General features: G+C 69.4%; 10 protein-coding genes and 1 pseudogene. 8 read left to right on the top strand and 3 right to left on the bottom strand.

Going from position 1 to position 10,442, the window contains the following annotated elements; translation table 11 throughout:
* From VFF46_RS18455 to VFF46_RS18445, 3 genes are all read right to left on the bottom strand, one after another.
* Window positions 1–912, bottom strand: a 912-nt coding sequence (locus VFF46_RS18455) for a hypothetical protein (protein ID WP_414673073.1), incomplete at its 3' end; no start/stop codon positions are given.
* A 69-nt stretch (window positions 913–981) separates the two neighbouring features.
* Window positions 982–2,139, bottom strand: a complete 1,158-nt coding sequence (gene glgA, locus VFF46_RS18450) for a glycogen synthase (RefSeq protein ID WP_325038378.1) — start codon at window positions 2,137–2,139, stop codon at window positions 982–984.
* A 19-nt stretch (window positions 2,140–2,158) separates the two neighbouring features.
* Window positions 2,159–2,704, bottom strand: a complete 546-nt coding sequence (locus VFF46_RS18445) for a GNAT family N-acetyltransferase (RefSeq protein ID WP_325038377.1) — start codon at window positions 2,702–2,704, stop codon at window positions 2,159–2,161.
* A gap of 64 nt (window positions 2,705–2,768) precedes the next feature.
* On the opposite strand from VFF46_RS18445, the gene glgC reads away from it, so the two are divergent.
* The 8 genes and pseudogenes from glgC to VFF46_RS18405 all read left to right on the top strand — a co-directional run.
* Window positions 2,769–4,031, top strand: coding sequence for a glucose-1-phosphate adenylyltransferase (glgC, locus tag VFF46_RS18440; protein ID WP_325038376.1), 1,263 nt, complete (start codon window positions 2,769–2,771; stop codon window positions 4,029–4,031).
* Window positions 4,028–5,263 (top strand): kynureninase, encoded by a 1,236-nt coding sequence (gene kynU, locus VFF46_RS18435; RefSeq protein WP_325038375.1) that lies wholly within the window; start codon window positions 4,028–4,030, stop codon window positions 5,261–5,263. The genes glgC and kynU overlap by 4 nt, the downstream gene beginning before the upstream one ends.
* The gene (locus VFF46_RS18430; protein WP_325038374.1) at window positions 5,260–6,561 is read left to right on the top strand and encodes an NAD(P)/FAD-dependent oxidoreductase; all 1,302 of its coding nucleotides are present in this window, start codon (window positions 5,260–5,262) and stop codon (window positions 6,559–6,561) included. The genes kynU and VFF46_RS18430 overlap by 4 nt, the downstream gene beginning before the upstream one ends.
* Before the next feature lie 121 nt (window positions 6,562–6,682).
* Window positions 6,683–8,185: a 2-hydroxymuconic semialdehyde dehydrogenase gene (locus VFF46_RS18425; RefSeq protein ID WP_325038373.1), complete on the top strand. Its 1,503-nt coding sequence runs from the start codon at window positions 6,683–6,685 to the stop codon at window positions 8,183–8,185.
* Window positions 8,182–8,631 carry a RidA family protein gene (locus VFF46_RS18420; RefSeq protein WP_325038372.1) on the top strand — a complete coding sequence of 150 codons (450 nt, stop codon included), beginning with the start codon at window positions 8,182–8,184 and terminating at the stop codon, window positions 8,629–8,631. The genes VFF46_RS18425 and VFF46_RS18420 overlap by 4 nt, the downstream gene beginning before the upstream one ends.
* A complete protein-coding gene (locus tag VFF46_RS18415; protein ID WP_325038371.1) occupies window positions 8,619–9,137 on the top strand; it encodes a 3-hydroxyanthranilate 3,4-dioxygenase in 519 nt (172 codons plus the stop codon). Before VFF46_RS18420 ends, VFF46_RS18415 begins: the two co-directional genes overlap by 13 nt.
* Window positions 9,137–10,135 carry an amidohydrolase family protein gene (locus VFF46_RS18410; RefSeq protein ID WP_325038370.1) on the top strand — a complete coding sequence of 333 codons (999 nt, stop codon included), beginning with the start codon at window positions 9,137–9,139 and terminating at the stop codon, window positions 10,133–10,135. Before VFF46_RS18415 ends, VFF46_RS18410 begins: the two co-directional genes overlap by 1 nt.
* A pseudogene (locus VFF46_RS18405) lies at window positions 10,128–10,442 on the top strand (alpha/beta hydrolase); the annotation flags it as partial. The gene VFF46_RS18410 and the pseudogene VFF46_RS18405, both read left to right, overlap by 8 nt.

The raw sequence follows: 10,442 nt of genomic DNA, 5'->3' as shown, positions 1-10,442 counted from the left end.
CTCCTCGGTATGCGACCCGTCGAACAGACCCTCGACGGTTGACGCGTACGGCGCCCGGAACGCCTCGCGCAGATCGTCGTACAACCCGACCGTCCGGTTCCAAGCGGTCACGAGGTACGCGAGGTAGAACGTCGCCGTCGGCGGGATGACGCGACCGTCGAAGGCGGCCGGCAACTCCTCACCGAGCAGGTCGTACGGGCCCGCGACCGCGCGCAGGGCGCCGAGGCGGAACGGCCCCACCTCACCGCGGCTGAGCGCCCGGCCGAAAGCGAGCGAGGCCCGGCCGCCCTGGGAGAAGCCGGTGACCAGTACGTCGCGCTTGAACGCCACGCCGTGCTTGGCCGCGAACGTGCGCGCCGCCAGCAGCAGGTCCGCTGATGCTGAGGTCTCGGTCTTGGTGTCGATGTACGGATGCGGGCCTGGGCCCAGTCCCAGGCCGAGGTAGTCCGGTGCGACGCCGACCAGGCCCTGGCCGGCGAACAGCGCGGTGACCAGGCGATCTGTCGAGAGGTTGTCTGTCGAGGCGGCGGCCGCCTTGGTCGCGTTCGTGCCGTGCAGATACTCCGTCACCGTGAGTGCGCCGCGGCGCCCGTCGGGCAGGACGACGATCCCGCTGGCGGTCGTCGGCCGGCCGTGGGTGTCGACGGTGCGGTAGATCAGCCGGTACGCGGTGACGGCGTACGACGACTTCGGCGCGCCCGGGAAGTCCGCTGCCGCCGCGTCGAGCTGAGCCGCTGTCAGGTGAGCAACAGGAACTGCTGAGACCAACGCACCACGTGGTGTGTGGACGCTGGAAACAGCCGCTTCGGACAGCGTCGGCTGATGAACGGCGGCGAAGGCCGACGCCGGGAAGGCGAGCAGGGCTGCGGTGGCGAGAGTGGCGGCGACGGTCCGCGTGAGGCGTGAAGTCATACCTCAACCCAACCGTCGCCGGCCTCTTCACAGAATGGTGCGAACCCCCCGGCGCCGGTGGGGTTTCCCCTACCCGAGGAGGCTGTTGTACAGCTCCACGGTCCGCTGCGCCACGGCGTCCCAGCCGAACTGGGAGACCGCGCGCTCGCGTCCCGCCTTGCCCATCGCCGCCGCCTTCGCCGGGTCGTCGACGAGGGCGTTGATCCCGTCCGCGAGGCCGCGTTCGAACGTGTCCGTGTCGTGCTCGTCGTACGGCACGAGGATGCCGGTGACGCCGTCGTCGACCACCTCGGGGATGCCGCCGACCGCGCTCGCGACGACCGCTGTCTCGCAGGCCATCGCCTCCAGGTTCACGATGCCGAGCGGCTCGTAGATCGACGGGCAACAGAACGCCAGCGCGTGCGTCAGGACCTGCCGGACCTCCTCGCGCGGCAGCATCTCGGACACCACGAACACGCCGTCGCGGGCCGCCTTCAGGTCGTCGATCAAGGCGTCGGTCTCGGCCTTCAGCTCGACCGTGTCGGCCGCGCCGGCCAGCAGTACGAGCTGTACGGACGGATCCAGCCGGAGCCCCGCGCGGAGCAGGTGCGGTACGCCCTTCTGCCGGGTGATCCGGCCGACGAACGTCACGTACGGGCGGTTCAGGTCGACGCCCAGCCGCTCGAGCACCTGCGTCGCCGGGTCCGGGTGGTAGAAGTCCGCGTCGATCCCGTTCGAGATCACGTGCACCTTTGCGGGATCCACGGACGGGTAGCAGGCGAGCACGTCGTCCCGCATCCCGCGGCTGACCGCGACGACCGCGTCGGCCGCCTCGTACGCCGTCTTCTCGGCCCAGCTGGACAGCCGGTACCCGCCGCCGAGCTGCTCGGCCTTCCACGGGCGCCGCGGCTCCAGCGAATGCGCGGTCACCACGTGCGGTACGTCGTACAGCAGCTTCGCCCAGTGGCCGGCCATGTTCGCGTACCAGGTGTGCGAGTGCACGAGCTGCGCGTCCCCGACCGCCGCGGTCATCGTCAGGTCGGTGGACAGGATCCGCAGCGCGGCGTTCGCGTTCGGCATCCGGGGGTCGTCCTCGGAGTGCGCGGTCGCGCCCAGCCGGGGCTCGCCCATGCAGTGCACGTCCACGTCGATCAGCCGGCGCAACTCGCGGACCAGGAAGTCCACGTGCACCCCGGCCCCGCCGTACACGTCCGGAGGATATTCACGCGTCAGAATGGCGACCTTCATACCGCCCGACGATAAGTCATCAAGCGGCGTGTGTCGGCACCCAGAAGCGCAGCTTTCCGTGTCGTTCGTCTTCCAGTTCGCCACCAGCTGCCTCGATCACCTTGCGCGATCCGGTGTTGTCCACGTCGCAGGTGACCAGCGCCGGGTCGATCCCGAGGGCGGCGGCGAGCGGCAGCGACTGGGCGAGCATCTGGGTCGCGTACCCCTTCCGGCGCGCGGACGGCCGCACCCAGTACCCGATGTGGCCGCCCACCTCGGTCAGCGGAGGCGTCAGGTGGTGCCGGATCGAGAGCCGGCCGAGCAGCTCGACGCCGTCGACGAACCACAGCACGGTCTGGTGCACGAGCCCGGGCGGCAGCACCGTCTCCGGCTCGGCCTCCCGCCGGATCGCCTCGACCAGGACCTCGAACCGGGCCGGATCCGCCGCCCGTTCCCGGCTCCACAACTCGTCGTCGTCGGCGATCGACTTCGGCCCCAGCCAGTGCAGGTCCACCGGGTCGAGCTCGTCCCAGGCGGCGAGGAACGAACGGTGAACAGCAACGGTCGGAACGACGAGGATCGGCATCTTTACAGTGTCGCGACACTCGCAACCGCTTATGCCCTGGGGTATCCGGAGCTAAGGTGCGGTCATGGCAAAGGCGCCCAGAGTTCTCGGAATCGTGCTGGCCGGTGGCGAGGGGAAGCGGCTGATGCCGCTGACGGCGGACCGGGCCAAACCGGCCGTGCCGTTCGGCGGCAGTTACCGGCTGATCGACTTCGTGCTGTCGAATTTGGTCAACGCCGGCTATCGAAATCTCTGCGTGCTGACCCAGTACAAGTCGCACTCGCTCGACCGGCACGTCACGCTGACCTGGCGGATGTCCACCTTCCTCGGCAACTACGTGACCTGCGTCCCGGCCCAGCAGCGGCTCGGCCCGCAGTGGTACCAGGGCAGCGCGGACGCGATCTACCAGTCGATGAACCTGATCAACGACGCGGACCCGGAGTACATCGTGGTCTTCGGCGCGGACCACGTGTACCGGATGGACGCCTCCCAGATGGTCGCCGCGCACATCGAGCGCGGGAACGGCGTGACGGTGGCCGGCATCCGGGTGCCGCGGGCGGACGCGACCGAGTTCGGCGTGATCAAGACCGGCGCGGACGGACACGTGATCGACGAGTTCCTGGAGAAGCCGGCCGACCCGCCGGGGCTGCCGGACTCGCCGGACGAGACCTTCGCGTCGATGGGCAACTACGTGTTCAGCCGCGACGTCCTGGTCGAGGCGCTCCGCAAGGACGCGGCCAACCCGGCGTCCCGGCACGACATGGGCGGCGACATCGTCCCGATGCTGGTTGCCGAGGGCAAGGCAGGGGTGTACGACTTCCAGGACAACGACGTACCGGGCGCGCTCGACCGGGACCGTTCGTACTGGCGCGACGTCGGGTCGCTGGACTCGTACCACGAGGCGCACATGGACCTGGTGTCGATCCAGCCGGTGTTCAACCTCTACAACAACGACTGGCCGATCTTCACGTCGCACCCGCAGCTGCCGGGCGCGAAGTTCACCGACAACGCGACCGTCGGCGAGTCGATCGTCTGCCAGGGCTCGATCGTGTCCGGTGCGCACGTCGACCACTCGGTGCTCGGGTCGAACGTGACCGTCAGCGCCGGGGCCGACCTGCAGAACTGCGTGATCATGGACAACTGCAAGATCGGCCGCGACGTGGTGCTGAAGAACGTGATCCTGGACAAGAACATCGTGATCCCGGACGGCACCGAGATCGGCGTCGACCCGGACTACGACCGGCAGCGCGGGTTCACCGTCTCCAAGGGCGGCGTCACGGTACTCGGCAAGGGGCAGGTGATCCCGGCAGCCGTCGCCCCGGTTGCCTCGGAGGTCGCGGAGGCGTGACGCTCTCCGAGGCGGATGCGCTGGAACTCGATGCGGCCGACCCGGGTCATCGGGAGCTGTTCGGCGTACCGCCGGCGCAGGGTGGCGGCTATCCCGAGGTGGCGTACTTCGCCGGGAACTCGCTCGGCCTGCGCCCGAAGGCGACGCGCGCCGAGCTGCTCGAGGACCTGGACGCGTGGGCCGCGCTCGGGGTCGAGGGGCACCTGGACGCGGCGCGGCCGTGGCTGCCGTACCACGAGCTGCTGACCGGTCCGGCGGCGCGGCTGGTCGGTGCGCTGCCGAGCGAGACCGTCGTGATGAACTCGCTGACCGTCAACCTGCATCTGCTGATGGTCTCCTTCTACCGCCCGACGCGGTCCCGGCACCGGATCGTGATCGAGGACGCGGCGTTCCCGTCGGACAGTTACGCCGTACGGTCGCAGGCCCGGTTCCACGGGTACGACCCGGAGGACGCGGTGATCCGGCTGCGGCCGCGGCCGGGGGAGGACAGCCTGCGGACGGCGGATGTCGTCGAGCAGCTCGGTGGCGACGTGGCCCTCGTACTGCTGGGCGGCGTGAACTACCTGACCGGCGAGTTGATGGACATCCCCACGATCACGAAGGCCGGGCACGCGGCCGGTGCGGTGGTCGGGTGGGACCTCGCGCACGCGGCCGGGAACGTGCCGTTGTCCTTGCACGACTGGGATGTGGACTTCGCGGCGTGGTGCTCGTACAAGTACCTGAACTCGGGCCCGGGCGCGCTGGCCGGAGCATTCGTGCACGAGCGGCACCTCGGCGGGGACGTGCCGCGGTTCGAGGGCTGGTGGAGTACGGAGGCGGCGACCCGGTTCGAGATGACGCCCGAGGCGCGGCCGCCGGCGACCGCGGACGCGTGGCAGGTGTCGAACCCGCCGATCTTCTCGATGAGCCCGGTGCGGACGTCGCTGGAGCTGTTCGACAAGATCGGCATCGACGTACTGCGGGAGCGGAGTGTGCGGTTGACCTCGTGCCTGGCGGAGCTGCTCGCCGGTTTCGACGTCATCACGCCCGCGGATCCGGCGCGGCGGGGCGCGCAGTTGTCGGTGCGGGTGCCGGGTGGTGCCGGGGCGCTGTCGCGGCGGTTGCGGTTCGAGTACGGCGTCATCGCGGATTCGCGGGAGCCCGACGTACTGCGGCTCGCACCGGTGCCGCTGTATTCGACGTACCACGACTGCTGGCGGGCCGCCACGGCGCTGATCGAGGTGATGGGATGAAGGTCGCGATCGTCGGAGCCGGGCTGACCGGGTCGTTGCTCGCCTGCTACCTGGCGCGCCGCGGGCTGCCGGTGACGCTGTACGAGCGGCGCCCGGACCCGCGGGTGGCCGAGGTGGAGCGCGGGCGGTCGATCAACCTGGCGATCTCCGAGCGCGGGCTGGACGCGCTGCGCCGGATCGGGCTGGTGGACCAGGTGATGGCGGACGCGCTGCCGATGAAGGGCCGGATGATCCACCCGGTGAGCGGGCCGCTGGACTTCCAGGCGTACTCGGCGTCCGGCGACCGGGCGATCAACTCGATCAGCCGGGGCGCGCTGAACAACGCGTTGCTGTCCGCGGCGTCGGCCGCCGACGGGGTGACGGTGGAGTTCGAGCACCGGCTGGTGGAGCTCGATTCGGCCGACGGGCAGCTGGTGTTCGCGACGCCGGCCGGGAAGGTCTCGGCGATGGCGGACGTGGTGCTGGGAACGGACGGGGCGGGATCCGCCGTACGGGAGCAATTGCTTGCCGAGGGCATCGTTGCGGAGAACGTGGAGTTCCTGGACTACGGGTACAAGGAGCTGTCGATCCCCAGCGCTGACGGGGAGTTCGCGCTCGATCCCGGGGCGTTGCACATCTGGCCGCGCGGCACGTCGATGATGATCGCGCTGCCGAACCCGGACAAGTCCTTCACCTGCACGCTGTTCTGGCCGGCCGGGTCCTTCGACGCGCTCACCACGGTGTGCGGTATTGAGGAGCACTTCCGGGAGAACTATCCCGATCTGTTGCCGCTGGCCCCTGATTTGGTCGACGACTACCTGAACAATCCGGTCGGTGTCCTGGGCACGGTCCACACCTTGCCGTGGCAGGCCCACGGCCGTACGGCGCTGGTTGGCGACGCGGCCCATGCGATCGTCCCGTTCTACGGCCAAGGTGCCAACTGCGCCTTCGAGGACGTGGTCGAACTGGACCGCTGCCTCGACGACACCGGCGGCTCGTGGGCCCGCGCCCTGCCGCTCTTCGAAGCCCGCCGCCGCGAGAACACCGAGGCGATCGCGGACATGGCGCTCGCCAACTTCGTGGAAATGCGCGACAAGGTCGCGTCCCCCGTCTTCCGCCTGCAAAAGCAGCTGGAACACGCCCTGGAACGAGCCCTCCCCGGCCGCTACGTCTCCCGCTACGAACTCGTCTCGTTCTCCACCACCCCGTACGCCGAAGTCCAGCGCCGAGTCCGCCGCCAGCACCAGGTCCTCGGCCTCACCGCCCTCACCGCAGCCGCCGCCCTCCTACCTGTCATCCGCCGAAGGCTCCACCGATGACTCCCGCCTGCTCCCGCACCGACGACGGGTTATCCGCCCGTGCTGGGGGTTCTCCGCTGGTACACCGGTGGAGAACCCACTACACGGGTGGATATCCGCTCAGGTTCGGGAGGTGGCCGGCGTGAGCCTGTGGTCGGACGAGCTGTTGACCGGGCAACCCAGCTCCGTGGGGGTGCTGCGGCATTTCGTGGACGGGGAGTTCGTGGAGAGCGCCGCGCGGTTCGCGAAGGTGTCGCCGGTGACGGGGGAGCAGATCTTCGAGGTCTGTGAGGCCGACTCCGGGACTGTCGACGCCGCCGTCGGCGCTGCTCGGGCGGCCTTGAAGGGGCCGTGGGGGCGGATGAGCGAGCAGGAGCGGGCCGCCGTACTGCGTCGGGTCGCCGACGGGCTGGAGCGGCGGTTCGAGGAGCTGGTGGCGGCGGAGGTCGGCGACACCGGGAAGTCGATCGGGCAGGCGCGGACGCTGGACATTCCGCGGGGTGCGGCGAACTTCCGGGCCTTCGCGGACTTCGCGACCACCGTGCCGACCGAATCGTACACCACGGTCCTCCCGGACGGGCGGCGCGCGCTGAACTACGCCGTACGGAAACCCGTCGGTGTCGTCGCGATCGTCGTACCGTGGAACCTTCCCCTGCTGCTGCTCACCTGGAAGGTCGCGCCGGCGCTTGCCTGCGGCAACACCGTGGTGGTGAAACCCTCCGAGGAGACCCCGTCCTCCGCGACCGTACTCGCCGAGGTGATGGCCGAGGCCGGCGTACCGCACGGCGTCTTCAACCTCGTCCACGGCTTCGGCCCGTCGTCGGCGGGGGAGTACCTGACGAAGCACCCGGGCGTCGACGCGATCACCTTCACCGGCGAGTCCGCCACCGGCACCGCGATCGCCAAGGTCGCCGCGGACCGGGTCAAGGCCGTCTCCTTCGAGCTCGGCGGCAAGAACGCCGGCCTGATCTTCGCCGACGCCGACCTGGACGCGGCCGTCGAAGGCTCCGTGCGCTCGGTCTTCACCAACGGCGGCCAGGTCTGCCTCTGCACCGAACGCCTGTACGTCGAACGCCCGGTCTTCGACGCGTTCACGTCACGACTGGCCGCCCGCGCCGCCGAACTCACCTACGGCTGGCCCGCCGACGAGGCGACCACGAACATGCCACTGATCTCGAAACAGCACCGCGACAAGGTCCTCTCGTACTACGACCTCGCCCGGACCGGGGGCGCCGAGGTGGTGACCGGCGGCGGCGTACCGACCTTCGGCGACGCCCGCGACGGCGGCTTCTACATCCAGCCGACCGTCGTCACCGGGCTTGCTGAAGACGCTCGGACCAATCGTGAAGAGGTCTTCGGCCCGATCTGCCATGTCGCACCGTTCGACACCGAGGAAGAAGCGTTCGCCCTCGCGAACGACTCCGACTACGGTCTCGCGGCAACCGTCTGGACCCGGGACGTCGGCCGTGCCCACCGCGCGGGCGCCGCGCTCGACGTGGGGCTGTGCTGGGTCAACACGTGGTTCTTGCGCGACCTGCGTACGCCGTTCGGTGGGGTGAAGCTGTCAGGCGTCGGGCGGGAAGGTGGGCGGCACTCGATCGACTTCTACACCGAAACCACCAACGTCTGTGTGGAGCTGTCATGACCGTCGTACCCGGGAAGGCGACGCCGCGCGGCCGGTTCCCGCACGTGAAGGTGTCCGGCGGGTTCGCGTTCGTGTCGGGTACGTCGAGCCGGCGGCCGGACAACTCGATCGCCGGGGCGTCCGTGGATGCGCTGGGGACGGCTTCGCTGGACATCCGAGAGCAGACGCGGGCCGTGCTGGAGAACCTCCGGGACGTCCTCGGCGCGGTCGGGGCCGGGCTGGAGGATCTGGTCAGCGTGACGACGTACCTGGTGTCGATGAACGACTTCGGGGGGTACAACGAGGTGTACGGCGAATTCTTCGACGAGACCGGGCCCGCGCGGACCACGGTCGCAGTACATCAGCTGCCGCATCCCCAGCTGCTGATCGAGATATCCGGAATCGCGGCCGTCCCACAAGGACACGGTCTGCACCGTTCGGAGGAGGACCAGAGATGGCGAACCTGAAGTCGACGAACTTCCCGCAGTGGATCGAGGACAACAAGCACCTGCTGAAGCCGCCGGTCGGCAACAAGCAGATGTTTCCGACCGGGGACGACTTCATCACGATGGTGGTCGGCGGCCCGAACCAGCGCACCGACTTCCACGTCGACCCGTACGAGGAGTTCTTCTACCAGATCTCGGGCGAGCTGAAGGTCAACGTGATGACCGACGACGGCCCCGCGACGGTCGCGGTGAACGCCGGCGAGATGTGGGTGCTGCCCCGCAACATGCCGCACTCCCCGCAGCGCGGCCCGAATTCGATCGGCCTGGTGATCGAGCGGGTCCGCGAGCAGGGCACGCTGGAGAAGTTCCGCTGGTACTGCGCGAACTGCAACGGCATCGTGCACGAGGTCGAGCTCCAGGTGAACGACATCGTCGAGGACCTGCCGCCGGTGTTCAAGGCGTTCTACGAGAGCGAGGAGGCCCGCACCTGCCCGACCTGCGGCACGGTGCACCCGGGCAAAGGCTGATGGCGGTCGACGTCCACACCCATCTGGTCCCGCACGGCTGGCCGGATCTGGCCGCGGCGTGCGGCGGGGACGACTGGCCGTGGTTGCGGATCGACTCCGAGCGGACCGCGATGATCATGGTCGGGTCCACCGAGTTCCGCCCGATCGGCCCGCAGGCCTGGGATCGCGACGTACGGCGCGCCGATATGGATGCCGACGGCATCGATCTGCAGGTGGTGTCGCCGACGCCGGTCTTCTTCTCCTACGATCGGCCCGCCAAGCAAGCCGTCAAGCTCGCGGAGATCTTCAACGACCTGACGTTGCAGACGCTGGCGGGTGATCCGCGGTTCGTGCCGTTCTGTCAGGTGCCGTTGCAGGATCCGGACCTGGCCTGTGCCGAGCTGGAGCGGGCGCGGGCGGCCGGGCACGTAGGTGTCGAGATCGGCAACCACGTCGGCGACAAGGACCTCGACGACGCCGGGATCGTTGCCTTCCTCAAGCATTGCGCGGAGACCGGTACGCCGGTGCTCGTGCACCCGTGGGACATGCCGGGCGGCCCGCGGCTGGACCGGTGGATGGCCCGCTGGCTGACCGGGATGCCCGCCGAGACGCATCTGTCGCTGCTGGCGATGATCCTCGGCGGCGCGTTCGACGTACTGCCGCCGTCGTTGCGGATCTGTTTCGCGCACGGCGGCGGGAGTTTCGCGTTCTGGCTCGGCCGGCTGGAGAACGCCTGGCACCGGCGCGGCGACCTCGTCCGCGGTCGCTCGCAGCATCATCCGGCGTACTACCTCGACCGGATCCTGGTCGACACGGTGGTGTTCGAATCAGCGCCTTTGCGGCTTCTTGTGGATACCTTGGGGGAAGACCGCGTGCTGGTCGGCAGTGACTATCCCTATCCACTGGGTGAACGGCCGGTCGGGGAGGTGGTACGGAAGTCCGGCTTCCTGACCGCGGGGCAGCAGCACAAGCTACTGACGGCCAACGCTCTGCGCTATCTCGGGAGGTCGGATGAGTGAGGACCGGTCGGTACTGTCGCGCAAGGCGCCCGAGCCCGATCAGGAGCTGCGGTACGGCGACCACCCGGACCAGGTGATCGACTACTGGCACGCGAAGGACTACCGGCCGCTCGTGGTGTTCATCCACGGGGGGTTCTGGCGGCCGCAGTACGATCGCGTGCACGCGCGCTCACTCGGTGCGGCGCTCTCCGACCTCGGCTGGCCCGTGCTGCTGCTGGAGTACCGCCGCGAGCCCGGTAACCCGGATGCGTCCACGGCTGACGTCCGTACCGCCCTGGACGCGCTGCCGGACCTGCTGGACGTCCAG

This window comes from Kribbella sp., from assembly GCF_035655035.1.
Taxonomy (GTDB): Bacteria; Actinomycetota; Actinomycetes; order Propionibacteriales; family Kribbellaceae; genus Kribbella.
The sequence above is the reverse complement of the archived record's forward strand: the minus strand, read 5'-3'. Positions and strand labels throughout refer to the sequence as shown.

Coding starts and splice junctions, on each gene's coding strand:
- glgA (WP_325038378.1), bottom strand. CDS start 2,139: ATGAAGGTCGCCATTCTGACGCGTGAATATCCTCCGGACGTGTACGGC.
- VFF46_RS18445 (WP_325038377.1), bottom strand. CDS start 2,704: ATGCCGATCCTCGTCGTTCCGACCGTTGCTGTTCACCGTTCGTTCCTC.
- glgC (WP_325038376.1), top strand. CDS start 2,769: ATGGCAAAGGCGCCCAGAGTTCTCGGAATCGTGCTGGCCGGTGGCGAG.
- VFF46_RS18430 (WP_325038374.1), top strand. CDS start 5,260: ATGAAGGTCGCGATCGTCGGAGCCGGGCTGACCGGGTCGTTGCTCGCC.
- VFF46_RS18420 (WP_325038372.1), top strand. CDS start 8,182: ATGACCGTCGTACCCGGGAAGGCGACGCCGCGCGGCCGGTTCCCGCAC.
- VFF46_RS18415 (WP_325038371.1), top strand. CDS start 8,619: ATGGCGAACCTGAAGTCGACGAACTTCCCGCAGTGGATCGAGGACAAC.
- VFF46_RS18410 (WP_325038370.1), top strand. CDS start 9,137: ATGGCGGTCGACGTCCACACCCATCTGGTCCCGCACGGCTGGCCGGAT.